The sequence below is a fragment of the Neobacillus niacini genome, assembly GCF_023715415.1.
In the GTDB taxonomy this organism is placed as follows: domain Bacteria; phylum Bacillota; class Bacilli; order Bacillales; family Cytobacillaceae; genus Neobacillus; species Neobacillus niacini_C.
Genome location: NZ_JAMBOB010000005.1, coordinates 238899 through 263727, shown reverse-complemented (window position 1 = coordinate 263727; position 24829 = coordinate 238899). Strand labels below are relative to the sequence as shown.

The 24829-nt window shown below is 37.2% G+C and carries 22 protein-coding genes and 1 other annotated feature; of the genes, 3 read left to right on the top strand and 19 right to left on the bottom strand.

Going from position 1 to position 24829, the window contains the following annotated elements:
• Window positions 1-138: 138 nt before the first annotated feature.
• From M3189_RS13310 to M3189_RS13240, 15 genes are all read right to left on the bottom strand, one after another.
• The gene (locus M3189_RS13310) at window positions 139-1161 is read right to left on the bottom strand and encodes a rod shape-determining protein (RefSeq protein WP_251634559.1); all 1023 of its coding nucleotides are present in this window, start codon (window positions 1159-1161) and stop codon (window positions 139-141) included.
• A 155-nt stretch (window positions 1162-1316) separates the two neighbouring features.
• Window positions 1317-2006 (bottom strand): RadC family protein, encoded by a 690-nt coding sequence (gene radC / locus M3189_RS13305; RefSeq protein WP_251634558.1) that lies wholly within the window; start codon window positions 2004-2006, stop codon window positions 1317-1319.
• 43 nt (window positions 2007-2049) lie between these two features.
• The gene (locus tag M3189_RS13300; RefSeq protein WP_251634557.1) at window positions 2050-2619 is read right to left on the bottom strand and encodes a Maf family protein; all 570 of its coding nucleotides are present in this window, start codon (window positions 2617-2619) and stop codon (window positions 2050-2052) included.
• Between the two features lie 230 nt (window positions 2620-2849).
• Complete coding sequence (locus M3189_RS13295) at window positions 2850-3926, bottom strand: SPOR domain-containing protein (protein WP_251634556.1); 1077 nt, start codon at window positions 3924-3926, stop codon at window positions 2850-2852.
• 111 nt (window positions 3927-4037) lie between these two features.
• Entirely contained in the window at window positions 4038-4523 is a 486-nt protein-coding gene (locus tag M3189_RS13290; protein WP_251634555.1) for a type II secretion system protein, read from the bottom strand.
• Entirely contained in the window at window positions 4513-5280 is a 768-nt protein-coding gene (locus M3189_RS13285; protein ID WP_251634554.1) for a GspMb/PilO family protein, read from the bottom strand. The genes M3189_RS13290 and M3189_RS13285 overlap by 11 nt, the downstream gene beginning before the upstream one ends.
• A complete protein-coding gene (locus M3189_RS13280; RefSeq protein ID WP_251634553.1) occupies window positions 5277-6038 on the bottom strand; it encodes a PilN domain-containing protein in 762 nt (253 codons plus the stop codon). The genes M3189_RS13285 and M3189_RS13280 overlap by 4 nt, the downstream gene beginning before the upstream one ends.
• The gene (pilM, locus tag M3189_RS13275) at window positions 6038-7030 is read right to left on the bottom strand and encodes a type IV pilus biogenesis protein PilM (protein WP_251634552.1); all 993 of its coding nucleotides are present in this window, start codon (window positions 7028-7030) and stop codon (window positions 6038-6040) included. Before pilM ends, M3189_RS13280 begins: the two co-directional genes overlap by 1 nt.
• A 16-nt stretch (window positions 7031-7046) precedes the next feature.
• Window positions 7047-7796 carry a prepilin peptidase gene (locus M3189_RS13270; protein ID WP_251634779.1) on the bottom strand — a complete coding sequence of 250 codons (750 nt, stop codon included), beginning with the start codon at window positions 7794-7796 and terminating at the stop codon, window positions 7047-7049.
• 16 nt (window positions 7797-7812) lie between these two features.
• Window positions 7813-8343, bottom strand: a complete 531-nt coding sequence (locus M3189_RS13265; RefSeq protein WP_251634551.1) for a prepilin-type N-terminal cleavage/methylation domain-containing protein — start codon at window positions 8341-8343, stop codon at window positions 7813-7815.
• Window positions 8344-8476: 133 nt separating this feature from the next.
• Window positions 8477-9694, bottom strand: coding sequence for a type II secretion system F family protein (locus M3189_RS13260; protein WP_251634550.1), 1218 nt, complete (start codon window positions 9692-9694; stop codon window positions 8477-8479).
• Complete coding sequence (locus M3189_RS13255; RefSeq protein ID WP_251634549.1) at window positions 9687-10736, bottom strand: type IV pilus twitching motility protein PilT; 1050 nt, start codon at window positions 10734-10736, stop codon at window positions 9687-9689. Before M3189_RS13255 ends, M3189_RS13260 begins: the two co-directional genes overlap by 8 nt.
• Before the next feature lie 10 nt (window positions 10737-10746).
• Window positions 10747-12408, bottom strand: a complete 1662-nt coding sequence (locus M3189_RS13250) for a GspE/PulE family protein (RefSeq protein WP_251634548.1) — start codon at window positions 12406-12408, stop codon at window positions 10747-10749.
• An 18-nt stretch (window positions 12409-12426) separates the two neighbouring features.
• Window positions 12427-13722 carry a G5 domain-containing protein gene (locus M3189_RS13245; protein ID WP_251634547.1) on the bottom strand — a complete coding sequence of 432 codons (1296 nt, stop codon included), beginning with the start codon at window positions 13720-13722 and terminating at the stop codon, window positions 12427-12429.
• 25 nt (window positions 13723-13747) lie between these two features.
• Window positions 13748-14542, bottom strand: a complete 795-nt coding sequence (locus M3189_RS13240; protein WP_251634546.1) for a hypothetical protein — start codon at window positions 14540-14542, stop codon at window positions 13748-13750.
• Between the two features lie 260 nt (window positions 14543-14802).
• On the opposite strand from M3189_RS13240, the gene M3189_RS13235 reads away from it, so the two are divergent.
• The 3 genes from M3189_RS13235 to M3189_RS13225 are packed head-to-tail and all read left to right on the top strand — an operon-like array spanning window position 14803 to window position 16993.
• On the top strand, window positions 14803-15210 hold the full coding sequence (locus M3189_RS13235; RefSeq protein ID WP_251634545.1) for a type IV pilus modification PilV family protein: 408 nt from the start codon (window positions 14803-14805) through the stop codon (window positions 15208-15210).
• A gap of 11 nt (window positions 15211-15221) precedes the next feature.
• Window positions 15222-15740 (top strand): type II secretion system protein, encoded by a 519-nt coding sequence (locus tag M3189_RS13230; RefSeq protein ID WP_251634544.1) that lies wholly within the window; start codon window positions 15222-15224, stop codon window positions 15738-15740.
• Entirely contained in the window at window positions 15737-16993 is a 1257-nt protein-coding gene (locus M3189_RS13225; protein WP_251634543.1) for a polymer-forming cytoskeletal protein, read from the top strand. The genes M3189_RS13230 and M3189_RS13225 overlap by 4 nt, the downstream gene beginning before the upstream one ends.
• A 104-nt stretch (window positions 16994-17097) precedes the next feature.
• On the opposite strand, the gene M3189_RS13220 is transcribed toward M3189_RS13225, so the two are convergent.
• From M3189_RS13220 to M3189_RS13205, 4 genes are all read right to left on the bottom strand, one after another.
• Window positions 17098-18813, bottom strand: coding sequence for a sensor domain-containing diguanylate cyclase (locus tag M3189_RS13220; protein WP_251634542.1), 1716 nt, complete (start codon window positions 18811-18813; stop codon window positions 17098-17100).
• A 71-nt stretch (window positions 18814-18884) separates the two neighbouring features.
• Window positions 18885-20207, bottom strand: a complete 1323-nt coding sequence (locus M3189_RS13215; RefSeq protein ID WP_251634541.1) for a bifunctional folylpolyglutamate synthase/dihydrofolate synthase — start codon at window positions 20205-20207, stop codon at window positions 18885-18887.
• A gap of 69 nt (window positions 20208-20276) precedes the next feature.
• Complete coding sequence (locus tag M3189_RS13210; RefSeq protein ID WP_251634540.1) at window positions 20277-22922, bottom strand: valine--tRNA ligase; 2646 nt, start codon at window positions 22920-22922, stop codon at window positions 20277-20279.
• Between the two features lie 55 nt (window positions 22923-22977).
• Window positions 22978-23215, bottom strand: a binding site (T-box leader).
• An 88-nt stretch (window positions 23216-23303) separates the two neighbouring features.
• Window positions 23304-24635, bottom strand: coding sequence for an O-antigen ligase family protein (locus tag M3189_RS13205; RefSeq protein ID WP_251634539.1), 1332 nt, complete (start codon window positions 24633-24635; stop codon window positions 23304-23306).
• Window positions 24636-24829: the final 194 nt, after the last annotated feature.

Genomic DNA, 24829 nt, shown 5'->3' with positions numbered 1-24829 from the left:
CAGGACATTGAATTACATCCTTGAATCCGCCCACGCACGAAGAAAATGCGATAGGATTTTCGAGGAGTCTCGTGCCTTCCGCTCCAATCAACAAGTTAGTACTAACACAACCATTTTTTTATATAGTTATATTATTTGTTATCTTGATTCTTTTGCTTTGTTTTTGAATAGTTGTATATGGTCTAGGGCTTTTCCTGTGCCGATAGCTACACAATCAAGTGGATTTTCTGCAATAAGAACAGGCATGTTCGTTTCTTCACTTATCACCTTGTCCAAATTACGAAGCAGTGCTCCTCCGCCTGTTAATACTATTCCACGGTCCATAATATCTGCAGCAAGCTCTGGAGGTGTTTTTTCTAATGTGTTTTTTACAGCCTCTACAATCGCATAGACGGTATCTTTTAATGCAACACCAATTTCTTTTGCTGTGATTTCAATTGTTTTTGGAAGTCCCGTAAGCAAATCACGTCCTCGGATTTCCATATTTTCGATACCTTCAGGGTCACCTGCAGAACCAACTTCCATTTTTATGGATTCCGCTGTACGTTCCCCAATCATCAGGTTATAATTTTTCCGGATAAAAGTAACAATTGAATCGTCCATTTCATCCCCAGCCACACGAATCGATATGCTCGTAACGATACCGCCTAAAGAAATAATCGCTACTTCTGTTGTACCGCCGCCAATATCGACCACCATACTGCCCGTTGGCTCCCATACAGGAAGGTTTGCACCGATGGCAGCAGCAAATGGCTCCTCAATCGTATATGCGTCCTTAGCACCAGCTTGACGTGTTGCATCTATTACAGCTCTTTCCTCAACAGCCGTTATTCCTGATGGTACACAAACCATTACATAAGGCTTACCTGAGAAAATGCTCTTACTTTTAATTGCTGTACGGATATGGTGTTTCATCATCGCTGCTGTAATTTCAAAGTCCGCGATGACACCATCCTTCATTGGTCTCATTGCAACCACATTTCCTGGTGTACGTCCAATCATGTTCTTCGCATCATTACCAACCGCCACAATCGACTTCGTGTCAGTCTGCATCGCCACAACAGATGGCTCTCTTAATACAATTCCTTTACCTTTTACATAAACAAGGGTATTTGCGGTCCCCAAGTCAATCCCAAGGTCTCTAGTCCCAATTCCAAACATAGTTGTATCTCCCTTTCTGATACGAAAATAGCTTAGGTAAGTGAATATACCTTCTAATCAAGTTTTTTTCTAGTAAAATTTATATAGTAATCACGTAAGATGTCCTAAAAAATCATAAACATTATTATATCCCAACGTCAAAAAAAATCATAGTATTATAAATATCCTTTTTCCTTGAGAGAGACAAATTTATTTTCGCCGATGATGAGGTGGTCGAGGACGTCGATGCCTAACATTTTTCCGCATTCCACAAGCCTCTTGGTTACCTCTATATCCTCACGGCTCGGTGCGGGATCTCCGGAAGGATGATTATGAAGACAAATAATGGAAGCTGCTGAGCGTTTTAAGGCTTCGCGAAACACCTCCCTTGGGTGCACTATCGAGGCGTTTAAGCTTCCAATAAAGATTGTTTGTTTATGGAGCACTTGGTTTTTTGTATTTAAATACAAACAAACAAAATGCTCCTGTGATAAAAAGCGCATGTCGTTCATCACATAGTTGGCGCCATCTTCAGGTGAGCGTATCACATAGCGATCTGTATAATTTAAGTTGGCAATCCGTCTGCCAATTTCAACAGCAGCTAAAATTTGAATCGCCTTTGCCTGGCCGATTCCCTTTATTTCAGTCATTTCTTCTAATGTGGCCGCTTTTAAAAGTCGTAAGCCTTCAAAATTTGTAAGCAGTCGGTTGGATAATTGTAAGACACTTTCATCCTTTGTACCAGTTCTAAGTAGAATTGCAATGAGTTCATGGTTTGATAAACTCTCTGGGCCATTTTGTATAAATCGTTCTCTTGGTCTTTCGTCTTGAGGAAAATCTCGGATCATTAATGAATTAGTGGACATTCTATTTCCTCCCTTATTAGGGAGTTAATAAACGATCTAGTTGTTACGACAATTGGTAGCCTAGCCTTTTCAACTCACGATAAGTCCTTGAGACGGGCAGGCCGACAACCGCAAAATAATCTCCATTAATTTTTTTGACAAGCATGCTTCCCAGCTGCTGAATCCCATATGCACCTGCTTTATCAAGCGGCTCACCACTTTGTACATAGAAATTGATTTCCTCGTCATTTAACTCCCAAAACCAAACTTCTGTTTTTTCAAAAAAACGGGCAGTTCCATTTGGAGACAAAATGGATACACCTGTGTAAACATCATGCTTTTTACCAGAAAGAATTTTTAATTTTTCTCTGGCATCTGCTTCGTCAGTCGGCTTTCCTAGCACCTGACCATCCGCAACGACAATCGTGTCGGAACCAATAACAAAAGCATTTGGATTTTCTTTAAAAATAACCTGTGCTTTTCGCTCGGCAAGATCCATCACTACATCCTCTGGAGAAAGCGTTGGATCAAAGCTTTCATCTACTTCACTGCTTGAGATTGTGAATGTTAATCGGAGGTTTTCTAGAAGTTCTTTTCGCCGTGGAGAAGAAGAGGCTAAAATGAGGTTCTGCATTCAATCACCTTACCTTTTGCATCAATTAGGGAGATACATGTTAATCCTATCAGAATTTGTTGAAGCAAACAATTTTTATATCATTAAAGTTCGAAGATTTTTGTCAGATTATGCAAATTATATCTTTGGATTTGAATTCAGAATATTTTGTTTTAACAAGAAAAGCCTGTCCCAATTAGACAGGCTTACTTTAGTAAGATAATTTCCCGGAAAATATCAGCTTTTGTCGACTACAGAGAATAGTAAACGCTTAAAAAGTTTAATAAATGCTGTTGTGCTTCAATCAAACTATCTTTTTTCTTCTTTTCTTGAAAAGCTTTTACTTTTTCAAGTGCACTTGATAATTCCACGTTTAGATTCTTTACCTTTTCATTTTTCAGGTCTTTGGATTTATTCAATTGATCACCTAAACTCATGACTTCTTTACTAGCTTCAGTTGACATACTATCGGAAAGAATGCCATTTGAAGTGACCTTAGAAAGCTGTTGATAGATGGCAGGTGCGGCCTCTAAAAAACCTTTTTCACCTTCATTTATATCCGATACTGTCTTTTCAGGAATAGGGATTTGTTTTGGCAGGACATCATCAAAGCCATTTGCTTCATAATGACTTTCCATTTGTTTTGCTGTTTCAATTGAGTCAGCCACACCTAAAAACATAAACTCTTTATCATTCATCGTTAGTGTTTGTGCTGGTGCACCTTTTCCTTTCGCCTCGTTTGCTGCTCCTGATGCTGCATCTTTCGATGAGAAGGCACCACCTTGAACAATAAACGCCGTTTGAGCACCTATGACAATAGAGCTACTCTTCCCTCCGGTTGCTTCCGAATCTTGATCCGATCCCTTATCTATGACTGTAGGCACAGTTACAGCGGGTTTACTGTTATCAGAGATAAATAGCTTAAGCATCAGCACCCCAAGGCTCGATCCAATCAAGATAGCAAAAACTGCCGTTACCAAGATGGATTTCAACACTCCGCCATTACGCTTAGTAGAAAAAGTCGAAAGAGTAACAGTCTTCTTTTTTCCACCCTTTTTCGGGTTTTGACTGCTGACAACTTTGTATTCCTTGATGTCATTATCAGAGGATTCAGGAATAATCCAATCAAAGCTTTCATCAATCGATTCTTTGGCGGCTGCAGTCTCTAGAAATACATCATCTCCACTGCTATCCTCGTCAATCGTTATCACTTTCGTAAAAGAATCTTTACTAGATTCTTGTTCCTTCTTAATGGGTTCATCAGAAAAGGTTTGGGTTTCTCCATTTAACTTTATTTTGATGGTATTGCCAGTATTCGGCTTGTCCACTAACTTGTACTCCTTCCCCTACCAATAGCAATTTCTACCATCCTATCACAAAGACAAAAAAAAATAACAAGACTTTTGTCGTCTTGTTATACAATGCTTTCGTCAATTTTTTTATTTGTTTGGTTTTATCAAGTCTACTGATAGTTGGTCAATTGGTATAGGCTCTTTCACTCCATCTTTCGTACAGAGGTTATGAGTATTCCCATAAAAACAAACACCACTTATCTTTTTATCTGTAATTCTGATAAAAGTCTTATTATCTTCTGGGATAAAACCACCCGTAAAAGGATCTTTGATTTTATCAAGATAATTTAACTGAAGCAATTTGTCATAGGTAATATCCGCATATGGATTGCCTTGTATTTCTTCATCCTTCAAATATAAATGAGCTGCATCCTTTAAGGTAATCGCATTTCCGACAAAAGCTTGATCTTTTGTCATGGCGATTACCTTGGTCATTGAAATAATCCCTACAGAAGAAATAATACCTAATATGACAATAACTGCCAGTAATTCCACCAAGCTATACCCTTTTTGATTTTCTCCAAAAGATAGGACCTTTTTCATAGAAATAATGAAATCTCTGTTAGTTTCCATCAGCAAAGGTACTCAATGGATTTTTCTTATTGGCTGGCGCCGGTGCATCAATTTTTGGCAGATCAGCAAGTAAATCTTCAAGGGTAGGCAGGTAATAAGCAGAAACAGAAAGACTGTAGTTTAACTTTTCGTTTTCCGTACCCTGACTTAATGAAGTTACCTCCTGGCCGCCAGAATAGCTGATATTCTCAACTACTACAATCCTGTTTAGAGATTCAAGGGTGCTAATAAACTTTTCCAAATGTTCATAGCTTGGCGATTCCACACTTAAGCTCATGGTAATCTTTTTTACCCCACTAACCGCAGGAGCAGCAGGTTGTTGATTGGCTGCATCTTGACTCGCTGTCTCCTGAGTTTCGGTTGTACCCTCTTGAGTCTCAGCAGTACCCTCTTGTGGTGTTTCGGCACTAGCAGTCGCAACATCAGCTCCAACAGAAAAGCCTATTGATCTAATATTACTATTTGAAACGTTTTCTGCTCGCTCTAAATCAAGGATGACCTGCTCTTGAAGCGGAGTGACAGGTACCCTTTTTTGTAGTTCCCTTGTATCCTCTACTACCTTAGCAGTATCATCCATTCTTTTTTGAGTTATGGTTTCTAATAACTGCTGCTCTGTTTTTAGTGACTGCTCTTTAACCTCAAGATTGGACTTTAATGGTTTAAGCAGAAGGAATTGAGCAATGACAATGAGTAGGACAACTATAAGAGTTCCAATCAACAATGTAAGCTTTTCATTTTTCGAAAGTCGAAGCTTCATGATGCTGTCACTCCTTCCTCATCATCCTTATCTTGACCTTTGTTCAGAATCTCCTTAATTGCTTCTTTGTTAAAAGTAATTCCAAACTGCCCAATATATCTTGGTACATACTTATTAGTAGGTACAGTTACTGTATTTTGCGATTCAGGTGAATCTGGTTTAGTTGTAATTATAATATTGTTGGGATTATTTGGATCAGTGGTAACTACTAGATTATTGTTAGTAGTGGTAGTTTGCCCATCTCCAGTTTGTGATGTTGCTTCGTTACTAGCTACATTAACTTCATTAGTGCTTAGAGAACTAAGACTCACTTCGTCAATCCATTCTGATTCATTTAAAGTATCTAAGAAGTAGGCTGCCTCCCTGCCACTATCAAATTGCACAGAAATTGAAACAGTTCCTGCCTCTGTATAACTAAAACTTTGAATAAAGCCTCGCTCAGGTAATAAGGATGTAAGATACTGCATCACCGGTACTGTTTGAATTGGATATGCCTTGGCCCATTCAACCGCATTTTTCAGCACAGTAACAGACAAGTTAGATTCATTCTGCTGTGAATTACTCTGTTCCGCTTCCACAATTTTCTTCGTTGTTTCAATTTGACTTTCGAGGTTAGCAATATCTCTCTTGGCTGACTGGATTTGCAAGAGATAGTAGCCTCCAATCATTAAAAATATAGCCGAAACAATTGATATGATACCAATAAGTCCCTTTTTTCCACGTTCCTTTTGGGGCAGCAGGTTAATATCTACTAACATTATTGCACCTCTTTTAAAGCAAGACCTAAGGATAGTAATAAATTAGATGGTAAGTTTTCGGTTTTACCTTTTATTTCGGTCTCAAGTGTCATTCTTTCGACAGGAACTTCCATTCTATCGATCATTTCCGCATGAATTGCACTTACCATTGGGTGGTCACCGTCTAACAAATACTTCGTAATATCTCTTTTTTCATTACTAAGTGTATAGCGGTAAAAATCATGCAGCTTATTAATCTCTTTAAATATTTCTTCAAACTGGATGACGAGTTCTTCTGATTCACCCTTATATTTGCAATTTATCATGCCAAAATCTTGCCGGACTTCCCAATCGTCGATGTTAAACGGTAAGGAGAAATGTCGCATGACAAGTGGTACAGTATCCTCAAAGATGCACAAATTAACACCAGTTAAATCGAATTGAACTGTAAATACGACCTCATTATCACTTGAGTGACCTAGCTGCTCATACAGCCGGTACAATGATAATGGTGAAATATCAGCTGCAATGGGATTAAGCTTGAGGCTAGAAAATAATTCAGCATACTCCATCACAACCTGTTCTGGAGCTGCAAATAATAGCAAATCTTTTGTTTTACCATTACTTCCGAGTTGATAATAATCAAAGACCGGTTCCTCAAATGGTAAATGTATACTAGATCCAAGTTCCAGATAAAGATATCCTTTGATTTCGTCTTCCTGAATATCAACTGGAATGGAGACTTTTCGAATAATCACAAGTGAGTCTGGGACGATGAAGCGGATAGAACGTCTTTTGATTTTCCATTCATCAATACATTCCTCAAGAATGTTAGAGAGTGCATCATAATCAACGATTTTACCGTCAACGATAATACCTGGCATTAAAAAGCGTTCGCTCCATCTTTGTGCAGCAGGGGGATTCGATTGTTTTAATTCAATAAAACGAATCGAGTGGTCATTAATGACAAAATTAATTATTCTGTTTTTTGAAGAAAAAAGGGAAAATGCCATATCTAAAACCCCTTACTTAAAATCCTTGATTAAGAAACTGTAAGTATAAATCAATCAAATCCGATCCCCAATAATAAGCCGTCAATGTCCCGGCTGCAATAAATGGACCGAACGGTATCGGCTGCTTTCTTTTTACAATTTTGAAAATCAGAGCAAACCCGCCGATTACGGCTCCAAATAATGTTGATAAGAAAAAGGATAGCAGGACAAGTTTAAAGCCCATGACAAATCCTAATAAGGCATAGAGTTTTACATCACCCATGCCCATTCCACCCTTACTAATGAGGGCAATGACCAAAAGGAGAGTGAAACCTGTAACAGCACCCAGCAGGCTGTCCCACCAAGGGGATAATGGCCAAAAAATCCGTTCCAATAAAAAAATCCCTGCAAACCAGATTAAAATCTTATCAGGGATGATCATATAGTGAATATCTGAAACGATGATTATCATAAACATCGAAATGAGCGATAGTGCAACTACTAATTCTCCGGACCATCCGATAACAAACGGAGCTGTTGCAAACAGAATACCTGTCAGCAATTCAAAAATAGGATATATAGGAGAAATCCGCGACTGACAGCCGCGGCATTTCCTCTTTTGAAGAAGATATGAAATTACTGGAATTAGTTCATATACTCTTAATTGGTGTCCACAAGTTGGACAAGACGAACGTGGAGCTACAATGGACTTTTTCAAAGGAACCCGGAGTCCCACTACATTGAAGAAGGAGCCAAAAACTAGTCCTAAAATAAGAAAATAAATCATTATAATAATCATAAAATTATTTTATGATAGAGTTTCTTGATAATTCATGTTCAGGAACTGGTTGACCGTCTGTTGCCTTTTGAACTCCTCGATCCTTACCACCTTTATCTTCTTCACTATATAAACGGACACTATATTCTAACTTGTTACTATTATTTTTAATAATAACATATGAATCAGTAGCATCCTTATGATCAGCTGTTACACCTGTGGCTACAGCAGTTGGTTTTAAATATGATGTAGTTGTTCCATCAGGGTCTTTAACTGTTTCTAGATATCCTTTTTCTTCTAAATAACTTAGATTAACTTTTACTTCTTTTCCTACAGCTGGCATTAAAGATTTATCCGCAGTAACAGCAATTTTTGCAGAGTTAATCATTTGCTGAGCATTTGCTACGTGAGCATCTTTCTTTGAGTTATCAATCAGACCCATAATTGATGGAATAGCGATAGCTGCAATAATCGCTAAGATTACAATTACTGCTAATAATTCAATCAAAGTTAAACCGCGTTGATCTTTCATTTTGTTCTTTAACTTTTGAAACATGTTTCCCTCTCCTTTATGGTTCTATGAACCTAGTAATATTGTCTCTTGTAGTATACATTAATTTACAAACATGTAAAAGAGAAATTAATGGTATTTTGTCACATAAACGCAAAAAAACTAATACTTTTGTAATCTATTGATTAATTTGTTGGAATTGGTCGAACATGCTGAACTGAGGTACCATTATTGCTGCGACAATAGTCCCTACTAATGCAGCCAAAAAGACAATCATTAAGGGTTCTATTAATGATTTTAACTGATCAGTACCTGTATCAACTTCTTTTTCATAGAACTCAGCAATTTTGGATAGCATTGAGTCTAGTGCCCCTGTATCTTCACCAATACTAATCATTTGTGTGACTAATGGAGGAAACGCCCAATGATCCTTCATTGGCTCTGCCATAGAACGTCCTTTTTCAAGATTGCCTCTTGACTCCTTAATAACTTTTGCAAGAACTTCATTCTCCACTACTTTCTCAACAATCGCCATCGCTTGAAGAATAGGTACTGAACTAGAAAATAATGAACTAAGTGTTCTCATCATTCGGGCTAAAGCAGCCTTTTTAAGAAGGTTACCGAATACTGGCATTTTCAATAAAAAATAATCCATATAGTATTTAGTGTTTTTGTTCTTATTTAAGAATGAAACTAGAGCTACTAAACCAATTATTAAAAGGATTATTACCCACCAAGATGATTGAACAAACTCACTAGCAGCTAACACAACCTTTGTAATAGTAGGTAATTCTCCACCAAGGTCATCAAACATTGTCACAAATGTAGGAACAACAGCGATGAGTAAGAAGATTACCACGGCAATCGCTATAATTCCAACGACAATTGGATAGGTTAGTGCCGATTTTATTTTTTGAATTGTATAGTGCTGTTTTTCAAAATGCTCCGCTAAGCGTTCAAGCGTCTCATCCATATTCCCGCTGACTTCTCCAGCCTTGACCATATTAATAAACATTGGATTAAAAATCTTCTTATGCTTTGACACAGCTTCCGAATAGGGAATACCTTCACGTAAATCTTGCTCAGCTAACAATAATGCCTTCTTTAATGCCTTACTTTCCGTTTGTGCAGCAAGAATACCCGTTGCATCAACGATGGTAACACCAGCTTTAAGTAAAGTAGCAAATTGTCTAAGATAAATAACAAAATCCTGAAGCTTTACAGGGTTCCCTAAGGAAATTTCCGTTGTCATTAAGGTCTCCGGAACCTCCGTTATATCAACAACCCTAACCCCATCTTCTTTTAGTTTCAACATTGCTTCTCGTCTAGTTGCTGCAGTAATCGTCCCTTGGCGTTTTCCACGTCGATCACGACCTGAATATTTATACCTAGTCATCACTCATCATCTTTTCTTGTAGATATTTGATTGCAGATTCTTTTTGGATTAGATTTCGATCAATTAAATCCCTAATGCTCATCTCAAGCGTATGCATTCCATGAGCTCGTGATGTTTGCATAGTACTCTGTATTTGATGTATCTTTTCACTTCTTATCATGTTAGCGATAGCAGGTGTATTGACCATTATCTCTGTTGCAGCTTTACGACCCTTTTTATCAGAAGTTGGAAACAAACGTTGTGAAATAACTCCAACTAAAACTGAAGCTAGCTGTACCCGTATTTGTGGCTGCTGTGCTGGTGGGAATACGTCAATAATCCTGTTTATTGTTGCCGGTGCACTTGATGTATGAAGTGTTCCAAGTACAAGGTGACCTGTTTCTGCTGCCGTTATCGCAATCCCAATCGTTTCTAGGTCACGCATCTCACCAACCAAGATAATGTCTGGATCCTGACGAAGGGCGCCCTTTAAGCCGTTTGCATATGATTTTGTATCAAACCCAACTTCACGCTGATCAATGATTGAATTTCCATGCTTATGGAGGTATTCTATTGGGTCTTCTAGGGTAACGATATGTTTTCGCATCGTTCTGTTTACATAGTCTATCATGGAAGCAAGAGTGGTAGATTTACCACTTCCTGTTGGACCTGTTACTAGAATAAGGCCCTGCGGTTTTTCAACAAGTTTTGCAACGATTTCAGGTAAATCTAGATCTTCAATTGTCGGTGTCTTTGAAGCTACCACCCTCAATGCCAACGATACACTTTTCCGCTGATGATAGGCATTAACACGAAATCGGGAAGCACCTGGAATCCCGTAGGAATAATCCAATTCTCCCTTTTCCTTAAAAACATCCCACATTTCTTCTGGGATTGTTAATCTCGCCATTTCTTCTGTATCAGCAGGAAGTAATATATCCTTTCCGTACCGCCTTAGATCACCATTAATCCGGAAAACGGGAGGTACTCCAACCGTTAAATGAATATCGGACGCTTTAAATTCGAGAGCTGCCCTTAATATATTATCGATTTTTTCCTTCATTTTTTTACTCCTACTCCAAAATTGCTACACGTAGTACTTCTTCAGTTGTAGTAAGACCTTGTTTTACTTTTAATAAACCATCATCGATTAAGAAGATAGTTTTATTTTTAAGAGCATGATCCTTAAGTTTATGGAATGAATCATCATTCATAATTACCCTTCGCATATCATCATTGAGAACGAGCACTTCATGGAGGGCAATCCTCCCTTTATAGCCGGTCATATTACACGAAGAACAACCTTTTCCACGGGAAATTTTATCAATCTTCATTCCCCGTCTTGCAAAAATCTCAATTTCCCGCTTCGATGGTTCCTGCACTTCTATACAGTCACGACATACCTTTCGAACTAGCCGTTGAGCAACAATCCCACTCAATGAGGAAGCAAGCAAAAATGGTTCAACCCCCATATCGATTAATCTAGTAATCGTACCTAGCGAGTCATTTGTGTGTAACGTGCTAAGCACTAAGTGACCCGTTAGGGATGCACGGACTGCAATCTCAGCCGTTTCCTTATCCCGTATTTCTCCAACCATGATGATGTTTGGGTCTTGTCGAAGAATAGACCGAAGTCCCGCGGCAAAAGTCATTCCAACATTCGTGTTAACCTGGATTTGATTAATTCCCTCCATCTGATATTCAACAGGATCCTCAATGGTAATAATATTGACTTGTTCACTGTTAAGCCTATTTAAGGCAGCATACAGAGTTGAGGATTTACCCGAGCCAGTTGGACCTGTTATAAGGACGATTCCAGTTGGCTGTTCAATCATCTCAGAAAAACGTTTTAGGTTTAGTGCATTAAACCCAATCTTATTCAAATCATTTAATGCCGCACCCATATCCAGAATCCGCATTACAATTTTTTCACCGTAGACGGTAGGCAGAGTTGAAATCCTCAAGTCAATCGGATGAAATTCAAGATTTAATTTAATCCTTCCATCCTGAGGAATTCGATGTTCGGTAATATCAAGATTGGCCATTATTTTAATTCTTGCAGTGAGTACACTTAGCATATGGCGTGGTAACACACGATCAACCCTTAAGACACCGTCAACACGATAGCGGACAACTACCTTTGTTTCCTGTGGGTCGATATGGATATCACTTGCCTTTTGAACAACTGCATTAGTAAGAATTTGATTAACAAGTCTTACTATTGGTGAGTCTTGGTTAGTGACATCATTATCTTCTCCACGTTCACCTGGAGTTAACTCATCAAAAAGTTCTTCTAAGCCATCATCTGAGTTGTAATATTTGTTAATCGCCCTGATAATATCATCTTTTGTACCGATAACTGTTTCAATATGAAAACCCGTAGAAAGCCGTAAATCATCAATCACTATAAAGTCCATCGGGTCTACCATGGCTACATAAAGTTTATTACCTTCTTTTTTTAGCGGAACGATTAAATTTCTTCGGGCCGTTTCCTTTGAGATTAATGAAAATAGATTAGCATCAAAGGGATAGTTATATAGGTTCACATGCGGTATCCCTAGCTGAACCTCTAATACTTCTGCTAGCTGTTGGTCTGTAATATAGCCTCTTTGTAAAAGAGCATCGCCAATTTTCTGATTAGCTGCTTTTTCCTCTAATGCAGATTGTAATTGAGCAGGAGTGATTAAGCCCTCTTCAATTAGTAAGTCACCGAGACGTTTACGAGATTGTTTCATTTTATATCACGGCCTACTTTATTTTTCTTCTTCATTTAGTTTCCCCCAAAGGTCATCATTATTTGAAATCTGTTGATTTGTGTCTGATGCTGACGGCGTTTGAGTTCCATTTGAATTTGTTGTTCCGTTACTTATAGTCCCTCCAGTAGTGCTTGTACCTTGTTGTGTTCCTTCTAGTCCCATAATTTCAACACGATATACAGGAGGATAATAGTCTTCCGATATCAATTTACTAGTTAACAGCTGGCTGCCTTGGTAAATATTCCGATAAACCTTAACAATCTTCCCATCTACTCCCTCTGATTCTACCTTTGTTTTACCTGGAAGTACGAGCGGACTGTATTGGACAATCGTCTTAGGTTTCAATACTTGTTCATCTTTTTTGCTAATTTCGTATTTGTAAAGGAGCTTGTCACCGTTCAACGTGACTTTAAAATCACCATTCACTAATTCAAGCTGTAAGGTATATGGCACTTTATTAGGATTTTCAATTACCAGATCAATACCTTTAGCGGTGTTAACCATTGCTTCAAAACCTAATACAGCATATTGTGGTAAAGCCTTGCTGATATTTCTTTCACTTATTGTAAGGTTGGTAGGCAGCACTGCTTGGTAAATACCTGTCGCAACAATATTTATTGCAGATGAAGTTTCAAACTTCTGCTGTTTCGCAAACTCAAGTAATGAAAAAGTAGATTCTTCTCCAATAGTAATCGCAGGATTTTTATTTATCACATTGGATAGTTCTGCAGAAACATTTTCTAAATCCACAATAACCTCGCTAATGACATTATCATTACCTTTTACAAGTAAATAATCTTTATTTAGGTGAAATGAGAATGTGCCATCTTCAAATTGAGCTGCTGTATTTGTTAAATTCTCTGTCAGTTTAGTCAGCTCAAGTTGTTTACTATCGACCTCAGGAAAAAGAGTGTTAATTTGTTCCTCAACCTGTAACAGGTCTATACTAATGCTAGCCAAGTTTTTCTGACCATCCTTTAAGTTTAAGACTGTTTCTGTGGCATCAAAATAAAACAAATTCATATCAAAAGCTGCCACTTTTTCACTGTATTGAAGCTCAATTTTCGCGTTTTTCACCCATTCAACATGTCTTTCTTCCAGAAGTGCTATGGCCTCGTTTTCGGTCTTCCCCGAAAGGTTTACTGAACCAACAGAAGTACCTTCTGAAAGCATTCCATCATTATTTCCTATTTTTCCAAATGCTTGTGAACCAAAGTGGGAAAAACTAAAAATAAATGCTGTACTCATGAAGAGAACTGTAAATAATTTAATAAATGGTTGATACTTACTCATATATACCCACCCTTTTGCACTTGGTCTATTTCTGCAACTCTAATATTTTTTCTTTAGGTTCCTTATTTTCTTCTAAATCTGCTGCCACTTCTTTTTCAGCTAGTAACAGCTCTAACTCAAGTTCGTCGAATTGAGGGTTGTCATTTTCTTGTTTTTCATCGAATTCTATTGGTTCAAGTTCTTCAAGTTCATCGAGCCAGCCATCTTTCACAGGCTCTAGTACTTTATTCGAATCTTCTAGGAGCATATTTTCAATTTCAGAAAGATATCCATCACCAACAAGTTGATCATTTTCAACTTCTTCAATTGTATCCAAGCTACCATCTCGAATTTGTAAGAAGGAAATATCTTCATCCGAATTTTCTTGTATGTTATTTTTTGCGAGTGTTAAGGAAGCTTTTTCGGGTAAACTATCATCAAAATATTCAGTATCAGCCCTATTTACTAAAGAGTTGGGATGAGAAGCTACTTCAATTTCTGATAGATCCAACATTTCTAACTCAACACTATTTCCTTTTTGATTATCTGAAGGGAACACATCTTGATCAATATCGTACATTAGTGACACTACTTCTCTATTAATAACTGTTCCTAAACGGGAGTTCATAAAGTATGCAGCAAAAAGGGAAAGTACTAATAAAAGTAAAAAGGTTACCTCTAATGGAACTGTAGACCTTGTTGAGAGTCCCCCTAGTGCCAGAATAAACCCTGTAAACGTTACAAGTGCCTTTCCTTTAAAGGTATAACCCAATGGTAGAAATGAAATCACTAACATAGAAACTAACATAGCCCCAAAGGCCCAGAATATAAACTGCATCACTTCATTCCCCTTCTTTATTAGGTAACTGCTATAAAATTACAAATTAGTCCAATAACTATACTTTTTTGTTGATTTTCTCTATAATTAGACAAAAATCGTCTACTAAATATTGTATAATACTTTTAAATAGATTAAAAGACGCTGGAAAACATTTATAGGTCATAAATACTGAAATTTGTTATTTTTTGTACTGGCAATTTGTTAATATATAATTCTAAGAGACTAAAAAACATGAATTGTCCCAGAGGGGAATTGATTAAATGAAAATATTGAAGGATGAAAAGGGAATAACACTTATAGAAGTACTGGTATCAATTGCAATTCTTTCCATTGTGTTTATTTCAATAATGAATCTTTTTCCACAAATGGAAAAAATAAATCTTCAAAATCAAGACAAATCCCAGGCAATCAGTACGGCTAAAGAAATTCTTATTCAATGGCAAAAAAATGATGAAACTACTCGTGAAAAAGTAAATAATCTCTTCACAGGGACTCCGGTAGGGGGCTTTTATACTACTCTTGAACAAGGGGGTAGCGTAAGAATAATGATCAAAGAAACGCCAAGTGATAATAAGTCCCTTAAAATAAACTTACATCAGATAACTGTTCAGATTCTAAATGACAATGGAAATGTTATTAGTGAAACGTACGGTTATGTTAGGAGATAGGAGTAAATCCAGTGAAAAAAGATGAACGAGGTTTAACATTAATTGAAGTTATAGTTACTTTAGCAATATTGTCGATAGTCAGTGTAATTATTTGGAGCGTTTTTTTTCAGGGCTATAAACATTCGCAAAAATCGATATCTAAAAACTCTATCATACAAGAAACGAATCTACTAGTTACAAATCTAAAAAAAGTTCATCAAACATCTGATCAATATGTTATTGACATTAGCACTAATTGTAAGATTGTTGTCACACCTAAAAATTACAATTCAAATACTCCTCCGCAACTAGTTTCAGGGCCAACTCAAGAATTTGGACCATCAAAGGTTTGCTTTGAGGTTACTGGTAAAAGTACAAAAGTAATCGATAAAAGCATGAAAGAAATAGATGGTACTCACACTTTGATTACAATTGAACCTAACTCTGAAGAGGTTGAACTTTCAATCTTAGCAAGCGAATTAAGCAATAAAAAAAATAATGTAACGATAAAGACCTATCTCTATAAAATGAAAGGAGCTGATTATAATTGAATAATAATAGTAATGAACAAGGGTATGCCCTTGTAACAGTTTTACTTATAGTTACTATTTTTATGGTAGTATCTTTGTCGTTTATGGGACAAGCATTTTCCAGTGTGAAACAGAATACAGTGGTCGAAAAAGTCTCACAATCTGTTTCAGTTGCTGAGATGGGAGTTGCATATTATAAAGTAGCACTCCAAGATATTTACGAAACAGAACAGCCTGATGTATATACTTTTTTAACTCAAGAATATAAAAAAAATCCAAGTCTAAACTATAAGCTAAAAGCTGTGGAAGCATTTTATGACAGAATTCCTCCTGCATTTGGAATTGGTCCTATTACTTATACTAAGCCGGTAGACTTTAAAAAGAAAGATGATCCTGTTTATCCGATTGATGGAAATACTAGAAGCTATTTTGTCTTGAAAGATTTCTATGCTGTCAAAGGGACTGATTCAATAAACTTCCATTATAAAGTTGAAGGCTATGATAATGGTGAAAAAACTGAACTCGAAGCTGATACGACTATTAGCTTCCAAACGCTTAATGCAGGAACGCCTACAACTAGTTTTGTAAAAAAACCTGAACCACCTAATTGTACAGATTTAAGTAAACTAGGTGAAACCGGATGTAACCAAATACTTGTTGGGAGTGAGACTTTTCCTAGTAATAGCCCTAACAACTTATTGAATAAAACCATTTATTCTACAGGTACTCTGACAGTAGATAATAATATTAATAATATGACAGACGTACACATTCACGCAGATACACTAGTTATCGGGAATAACTTAAAGAATACTGACGGTATAGCTACAGGAAGTACCATAGAAACTATAGGGAATGTAACAATAGGAAATAATTTCACCGCCGATTGGACAAACCTTTATATCGGAGGATCATTATCAGTAGACGGACAATTTAACTTAAAAACTGGTCCAGGAAAAAAAGAGAAGGCTTTGATCAGAGGTAACGTTACTGTAACGAATCATATGGATATCGGCACAGATTATACTATGTGTGTAAAAGGGAACATCAAAGCCGCTACCTTGTCAGTGAGTGGTACCTTATATGCTAGAGAAAATTCGATTATACTAACACAAAATAATGCTATTATATCTGGTCCTGTTAAGTGGATTGAAAAGTTAAGGGCAGATGAAATGGCTGCCTTTCAAAATGCATGTGGAACAACCTTTGACGATGCATCAATTATTTGGGATGATAATATTGAAACTGAAATTGATAATGTAAATTATAATTAATTGAAGTTCCCCCATCGTATTAGTTGATAAAACTATAGTCTTAAATAGAAAAGAGGCAGTGAAAGTTATTTGAACACTTTTACTGCCTCTTTTCTATTTATCCACTAACATGAGGAGTATTCCGCAACGCGATTCCTTCCAGCACGCTTCGCCCCAACATACAATGCCCGATCAGCATGCCGCACCAATGCCAGCGGCTCTTCAGCATCCTCAGGTGCTGTAGCAACCCCAATAGAGGCTGTAATCTTCACTTGATGTTGTTTAAGGTCCAATGATTGCTGTATGGTAAATGGCCAGTTGGCAATCGTTTGTCTAATCATTTCAGCCATCTGAAAGGCTTCTTCCTTCTTGGCCTCAGGTAGAAGAACGACAAATTCCTCGCCACCGTATCGGGCGACTGTTCCACGTGAACCTATTAGATTACTTAAGCGTGTTGCAAGTTCACAAAGAATTTCGTTACCGCTTTGATGACCATACGTATCATTGACGGCCTTAAAATAATCAATATCCAGAATTATTAATGATAAGACCTTACGTTCAAATTGAACTAATTTATCAAATTCCTCAGTTAATAATTTTTCAAAGTAACGATAATTGTATAATTTCGTTAATGCACAGTGTTCGCTTTGTCTCTTTGTAAGCTCATAGTGCTTTGCATTTTCCATTGCTACTGCAAAATAGGAGCAAAGTATATCGACAATCATCAGTTGAGATTTTTCGTATGCTCTTTTTCGCTTTGAAGCAAGCATTAATACCCCAATGACTTTTTTATTTCTGACAATTGGTACTGCTAATATACTTTCCGCATCAGGTGAGAGAAGTCCCTTTGAAAAAGACAGCCAATCCTTTTTTGAATTATATAAGTAGCCTTTTTGTTTTTCCCAAACAAAACCGCTTATTCCCTCACTTTTTCTAACCCTTACTAAATCGCTTGTTAATCCAGCACCGCCCTCTATTCGGCGGGTTAATTGAAGTTCGTCTTCATTTATTACTTCCAGAATATAGGCGTAGTCGACCGGAAGCATTTCACTAAGCTTATGGATGAAAAGATCAATAACCCCATTTACCTCAAGCCGTTCTGCCATTTGATGGCCAATTTCAGCAGCCTTTTGTAAATATTCGTTAACTTTTTCAGTAGAGTAATAAAGATTAAAAATGATAGATAAACTTGCAAACGGAACGGCCACTATTACTAATGCTAATAACCCTTGCTGGTTATAAAACATATATAGCACAAAGCCTAATGGCAAGGTAAGAAACGTAGTAATAGTCTCAACCATGAAATCCTTCCCAAAGTAGGATTCCTTACTCTTATAAATAAAGTATAAATAAAATGATATAATAACCTGATTTAAAATGTAGTTTACTATCGCATATACAGCTGCAAGCCAAATAGAGTTAGGATCATTTATTAAGCTAGGTCCAGTTTGTCCACCAAGTGAGTAGTAAACTACTCCACTTACTAAGGATACAAGGAAAAACATGACCAAGTTAAGTGGAATACGGAAATATTGCTCCTTTTGTATCCGCAGCCTTAGCAATAACACGATTACAGCGGCTTGCGCAAATACCATTTCAACGAATAAGCCAAAGCTTAAAAATGTTGCAAGGGATACCCATTGAATTAAAAAGATAGGCGTATTATTGATAACCATTGGCATAAAGGCAACAACAGAAGTTAACGTCAAAAAGGCTAATAGATCTAACCATTGCCCTGAGAGGTGAGGAGGGAAAATTTGGTAGGTAAACCACATTCCTGCTGGAACGAACAACAACCAAACAAGAAATATAGCTTTTTTTATCTTTGGTTGAACTGCCATATAACTCCCCTCCCCACTCGCAATATTTTGAAATCGAGATGTATTTATTTTATCAAAAATACTTTAGTTTGTCATAGTGATATTTTATTGTTTTTCAAAAATTCACACAAGAAAGGTTTAGCCTCAGAGATGAAATACAAAGAGCCTGTGACGATTAGTACTGAATCTGGCTGCGAATTCTGGATACATTTGACAAGGTGAGAATCCCAATTTTCCCCGATACTTTTAGTTTCCGAATGACTCAATGAGAACAAATCAGTCGCTTCTGCTGCACGAGGAAATTCAAATGAAACGAAGGAAATTTCATCTGCCACTTGATCCAATTGAGCAATCATTTGATCTAGCTTTTTATCCTTTAAAGCAGCAAATACGATATGAATAGTATTGTTAGAATAGCGATTTGAAAGTTCATGGACAAGTGCTGAAATCCCCTCATCATTATGTGCACCGTCAATAATAACAAGTGGGTTATTTGATAAGATTTCAAACCTGCCTGGCCAATATGCAGTCTTTAAGCCCGTCCTTATTGCTTGTTCACTTATTTTAAATTCTTCGTGTTGATTGATCGATTGTGCTGCCATTACGGCTAATGATGCATTTTCTGTTTGGTGCTGGCCTATCATACTAATTTCTAATTGTTTTAAAATTTGATTATCACTTTTTAATGTAAAGACCTCTCCTCTTACTTGCGGGCTGTGTGCGGTAATTGAGAAATCCTGGTTCAAACTATATAGTGGAGCATGCTTTTTTTCAGCTTGTTCTTCTATTACTTTCAGGGCATTTGTGTTTTTAACAGCTGTAAAAATTGGTATTCCTTCTTTTATAATTCCTGCCTTTTCAAAAGCAATTTCCTCATAGGAATGTCCTAGGATATTCGTATGATCTAAACCTATATTTGTTATGATAGACGCTATCGGCTGGATAATATTTGTTGAATCAAATCTACCACCCAAGCCAACTTCATATAATACGATGTCCACTTGATTAACATTGGCAAAATAATAGAAAGACATAGCTGTGATGACTTCAAATTCAGTCGGTCCGCCAAGCTCTGTTTCTTCAAGTTCATCTGCGAGCGGTGCAATAATATTGGTCAGTTCTAATATTTCTTCGTCACTAATAGGCTTTCCATTTATAGAAATTCTTTCATTAAATTGTTCTATAAATGGTGAGGTAAAGGTACCAACTGAATAACCAGCTGCCTCAAGGATATTTCGCAGAAAGGTCACTGTAGAACCTTTGCCATTTGTACCGCCAATATGAACAGTTTTCATTTTCAATTCTGGATGGCCTAGTTTCTCCATCATCCATTCCATTCGAGAAAGACCTGGTTTAATGCCGAGCCTTAATCTTGCGTGAATCCAGTCAAGGGCTTCGCTATAAGTTGTAAACATCCATGACACCCCTATTGAATATTCTAAAAGAAGACGAATCCTAAAACAGGACTCGTCTTAATGTACTTATTATAACCCTTTTAATTCATTTAAACGAGCCTCTACTAGCGCTCTCTTTTCACGATAATCGTTTTCTTTTGCACGTTCTTCGGCAACAACACTTTCAGGCGCCTTTTTCATAAAGCCTGGGTTGCTGAGTTTCTTTTCAACTCTTTCTACTTCTTTTGTAAATTTATCATATTCTTTTTCAAGACGAGCAATTTCTTCTTCAATGTTAATCAATCCTTCTAATGGAAGAATGATTTCCAATCCAGTGATTACTGCTGTCATTGCCTTTTCTGGTGTTTCAAGGTTCGTTCCCATTTGTAATTCTTCTGGGTTACAGAATTTTTCAATATAGGCACGATTTTTTTCAATAGCCGCTAAAACAGAATCATCCTTTGCCTTAACAAGCATTTTAATTTTCTTGCTCATTGGTGTGTTTACTTCAGCACGAATGTTACGAACGGAACGAATCATTTCCATTAACATTTTCATTTCTTGTGCAGCTTGTTCATTAGAGTAAGCCGGATTTACCTCTGGCCACTTAGCAGTTGTAATTGATTCACCGCTGTGTGGAAGGTTCTGCCAGATTTCCTCGGTAATGAATGGCATGAATGGATGTAACAAACGCATTGTCTGATCAAGAACATGGGCAAGAATCGAACGAGTGGTTTTCTTAGCTGCTTCATCATCACCGTATAATGGAAGCTTCGCCATTTCAATATACCAATCACAGAAATCATCCCAGATAAAGTTGTATAGTGCACGGCCCGCTTCACCGAATTCATAACGCTCAGATAGCTTTGTCACCGTTTCAATTGTTTCGTTTAATTGCGTTAATATCCATTTATCTGCAACTGATTTTTCTCCGCTAAAATCGATTTCCTCATACGTCATGCCATCCATATTCATCAATGCAAAACGAGAGGCATTCCAGATTTTATTCGCGAAGTTCCAAGTGGATTCAACCTTTTCAAAACTAAAGCGTAAATCTTGACCAGGCGAGCTTCCTGTTGAAAGGAAATAACGTAAGGCATCGGCACCATATTTATCGATAACATCCATAGGATCCACACCATTACCAAGGGATTTACTCATTTTTCGTCCTTGTTCATCTCGAACTAAACCATGAATGAGAACATCTTTAAATGGACGTTCCCCTGTAAATTCAAGACTTTGGAAAATCATTCGGGATACCCAGAAGAAGATAATATCATAACCGGTTACGAGTACATCTGTTGGGAAGAATCGCTTAAAGTCCTCTGCTTCAACATTTGGCCAGCCCATTGTTGAAAATGGCCATAATGCAGAACTGAACCAAGTATCCAAGACATCTTTATCCTGCTCCCAATTTTCGATATCAGCAGGAGCTTCGTGACCAACAAATATCTCGCCTGTTTGCTTATGATACCAAGCTGGAATTCGATGACCCCACCAAAGCTGTCTTGAAATACACCAGTCACGGATATTTTCCATCCAGTGCAGATAAGTTTTTTCAAACCGCTCTGGAACGAAGTTAACTTTGTTTTCTTTATTTTGCAAGGCAATCGCTTCATCCGCAAGTGGCTGCATTTTAACAAACCATTGCGTCGAAAGGTAAGGCTCAACTACTGCCCCACTGCGCTCGGAATGACCAACGGAGTGCAAATGCTCTTCGATTTTGAAAAGAACTCCTTGTTCTTGTAGATCTTTAACAATTTGTTTACGGCACTCAAAACGATCCATACCTTTGTACTTTCCGGCTCTATCATTCATTGTTCCATCTTCGTTCATAACAAGAACACGCTCAAGATTATGACGGTTGCCGATTTCAAAATCGTTCGGGTCATGTGCCGGAGTAATTTTAACTGCTCCAGATCCGAATTCCATATCAACATAATCATCGCCAACAATTTTGATTTCACGGCCAACGATTGGAAGAATAACTGTTTTCCCAATTAGGTGCTTATAGCGATCATCCTCTGGATGAACGGCAACAGCCGTATCACCCAACATGGTTTCTGGTCGAGTGGTCGCAACTTCAATATGTCCTGAACCGTCTGCTAACGGATATTTCATATGATAGAATCCACCTTGAACATCCTTGTAAATAACTTCGATGTCCGATAACGCTGTCTTTGTAGATGGATCCCAGTTGATGATGTATTCGCCTCTGTAAATTAAACCCTTTTTATAAAGAGTTACAAATACCTCATTTACTGCATCCGATAAACCTTCATCTAATGTGAAACGCTCACGGCTATAATCTAATCCTAAACCTAGTTTTGCCCACTGCTGGCGGATATGGGATGCGTATTCTTCTTTCCACTTCCATGTTTCCTCAACGAACTTTTCACGTCCTAGATCATAACGGCTCTTACCTTCACTACGTAGTTTTTCCTCAACCTTCGCTTGTGTCGCAATACCGGCGTGATCCATTCCAGGAAGCCACAGAACATCGTAGCCTTGCATTCGCTTCATGCGTGTAAGGATATCCTGTAATGTTGTATCCCAAGCATGCCCTAAATGAAGCTTGCCTGTAACGTTTGGCGGCGGGATAACGATGGTATAAGGCTTCTTCCCCTCATCATTCTGTGCTTCAAAAAACTTTCCTTTTAGCCACCATTCATAACGTCCTTGCTCAATCGACTGTGGATCATACTTCGTCGGCATGGTAATTTCCTTTGTTTCCATTTGACCATCTCCTTTATTTCTCTTTTAAGCCCAAACAAAAAACCCCATTCGTCAATAAAAGGACGAATGGAGTTTGCTTCGCGGTACCACCTTTTTTCCAACCATAAAGTAAATGGCTAGCTCTTAACTGGATAACGGATTTGATCCGTCTTCAACTAATGGGATTCTCAAATATCCGTTCGCTGAAGAAGCTCGAGGGCGACCTTCTGATTGTCTGCTTAGGAGCCTTTCAGCTAATGGCTGCCCTCTCTAAAAACAGATAAAATCGTACTCTTCCCTGTCAATGCTTAGTTTTTAATTTATGTTATTATACTACCCAAAAAAGGTTCTAGACGTCAATAATGATAACCAAATTTTTTTATTTTTAAACATACTAAAGAATTATGCAATTTGGTTATTATTCTCTATTATTTCTTCCGTGGGATTTTGTTGTAGTGATTTTTTTAGTTCATTGCTTGATCGTGCCAATGTAATACCTAGGATTGCCCAGAATAATGGAGCCACTGGAACGGTACTTATATTAAAGAATGCTTGTACAAGATAACCAATAATGGTTGAGATTAATCCGTATAATATGAGTTTCTCTCTTCCTTCTGCATATTTTACTGCTTGAAATGCTTTTCTGATAACAACAAACAATAAAAGTAAATAAGTTAAAAGTGCTGGAAGCCCTAATGTAACGGCAATCTGTAAATACTCATTATGTGCTTTATCAACAAGGATATATGGACTACCTAAATACTTTTTCTTTTCATCTTCACTTGCAGGAAATACATATTCCAACGTGTCAGGTCCAGAACCTACCCAGAAATATTCTTTAACAAGAGGTAATGTCTCTTTCCAAATAAAGAACCTACTGGAGCCTTCTTTCCCAGTACTTTGATTGGATGCAATCTTATACGAATCAGAGAATAGCGATGTTAGTCTGCTCGTGATAGAGCCGCCTTCTAAAGCATCAATACCTACAAAAAGTAACCCAAGAGTCAGCAGTAAAGCCGTCCACTTTTTCCAAAGATATTTTCTTTTCGCTATAACAAATATCGTTAAAAATACAATTCCACAGAAAACGCCAATCCAGCCGCTCCGTGTTTGTGAAAAAATCAGGGCAACAAAAGCTATACAGCTAGCGAAAAAATAACACATTGTAACTAATTTACTTTCCTTCGTTTTTACATAAAGTGTAATCGCCAGCATCATCATTAAAACAAGATATGCCCCAAAGAAATTGGCATTATCAAAAAATCCAAAACTTCTTGTTGTATTGAAAGTTAAGGCATTCCGTGGGAAAAAGTCTAATAAATAATGTTGTAAGATTCCATAAATCGAAACGAATACAGAAATGATTACCATACCTGGAATTACATTATCTAGTTTTTTTCCATCCATTAACCGATATGAAAAGAGAAAAACGCTGCAATACGAAAAGAATGATACCAATCCTTCGAACCTTGTGTCCGTCCCATAAAACGATGTTACTCTATTTACTGAAAACAATGTAGAAATACCGACTAAGCACATGAACACTAGAACAATATACTCTACCTTCAAGGATGATTTTGGCAGACCAGTAGTCCAATATTTTTTCTTAAGAATAATATAGAGCCATGTACATAAGACAAATACATCTAAGTAGAATACCTTAGGAAAAGTATAGTAAGTAAGCGGTCCCCAAGGATAAATCATGAGTGGAAATAGTAGAATAAACCAATACATTTGTTATTGACCCCTTTATGCGACTCCATTATGTAATAAAAATTTCCAAAAAAATCTCAGTTTTCTATGACTTTTTAATTATTCCATTTATCCTAGGATTATTCAATATTATTTTTCAGTGAAGAGTTATTAATAAAAAAGTGTTAGATAATTGGGGAGTTTAGACTATGTGTAGAATATACATAAAAGAAATG

Excerpts from the sequence above, each read along its gene's own strand:
- M3189_RS13310 (WP_251634559.1), bottom strand. The coding sequence starts at position 1,161 with ATGTTTGGAATTGGGACTAGAGACCTTGGGATTGACTTGGGGACCGCA.
- M3189_RS13205 (WP_251634539.1), bottom strand. The coding sequence starts at position 24,635 with ATGTATTGGTTTATTCTACTATTTCCACTCATGATTTATCCTTGGGGA.
- M3189_RS13265 (WP_251634551.1), bottom strand. The coding sequence starts at position 8,343 with ATGTTTCAAAAGTTAAAGAACAAAATGAAAGATCAACGCGGTTTAACT.
- M3189_RS13245 (WP_251634547.1), bottom strand. The coding sequence starts at position 13,722 with ATGAGTAAGTATCAACCATTTATTAAATTATTTACAGTTCTCTTCATG.
- M3189_RS13220 (WP_251634542.1), bottom strand. The coding sequence starts at position 18,813 with ATGGCAGTTCAACCAAAGATAAAAAAAGCTATATTTCTTGTTTGGTTG.
- M3189_RS13285 (WP_251634554.1), bottom strand. The coding sequence starts at position 5,280 with ATGAAGCTTCGACTTTCGAAAAATGAAAAGCTTACATTGTTGATTGGA.
- M3189_RS13210 (WP_251634540.1), bottom strand. The coding sequence starts at position 22,922 with ATGGAAACAAAGGAAATTACCATGCCGACGAAGTATGATCCACAGTCG.
- M3189_RS13260 (WP_251634550.1), bottom strand. The coding sequence starts at position 9,694 with ATGACTAGGTATAAATATTCAGGTCGTGATCGACGTGGAAAACGCCAA.
- M3189_RS13280 (WP_251634553.1), bottom strand. The coding sequence starts at position 6,038 with ATGTTAGTAGATATTAACCTGCTGCCCCAAAAGGAACGTGGAAAAAAG.
- M3189_RS13255 (WP_251634549.1), bottom strand. The coding sequence starts at position 10,736 with ATGAAGGAAAAAATCGATAATATATTAAGGGCAGCTCTCGAATTTAAA.
- radC (WP_251634558.1), bottom strand. The coding sequence starts at position 2,006 with ATGTCCACTAATTCATTAATGATCCGAGATTTTCCTCAAGACGAAAGA.
- M3189_RS13250 (WP_251634548.1), bottom strand. The coding sequence starts at position 12,408 with ATGAAACAATCTCGTAAACGTCTCGGTGACTTACTAATTGAAGAGGGC.
- M3189_RS13290 (WP_251634555.1), bottom strand. The coding sequence starts at position 4,523 with ATGGAAACTAACAGAGATTTCATTATTTCTATGAAAAAGGTCCTATCT.
- M3189_RS13235 (WP_251634545.1), top strand. The coding sequence starts at position 14,803 with ATGAAAATATTGAAGGATGAAAAGGGAATAACACTTATAGAAGTACTG.
- pilM (WP_251634552.1), bottom strand. The coding sequence starts at position 7,030 with ATGGCATTTTCCCTTTTTTCTTCAAAAAACAGAATAATTAATTTTGTC.
- M3189_RS13215 (WP_251634541.1), bottom strand. The coding sequence starts at position 20,207 with ATGTTTACAACTTATAGCGAAGCCCTTGACTGGATTCACGCAAGATTA.
- M3189_RS13270 (WP_251634779.1), bottom strand. The coding sequence starts at position 7,796 with ATGATTTATTTTCTTATTTTAGGACTAGTTTTTGGCTCCTTCTTCAAT.
- M3189_RS13300 (WP_251634557.1), bottom strand. The coding sequence starts at position 2,619 with ATGCAGAACCTCATTTTAGCCTCTTCTTCTCCACGGCGAAAAGAACTT.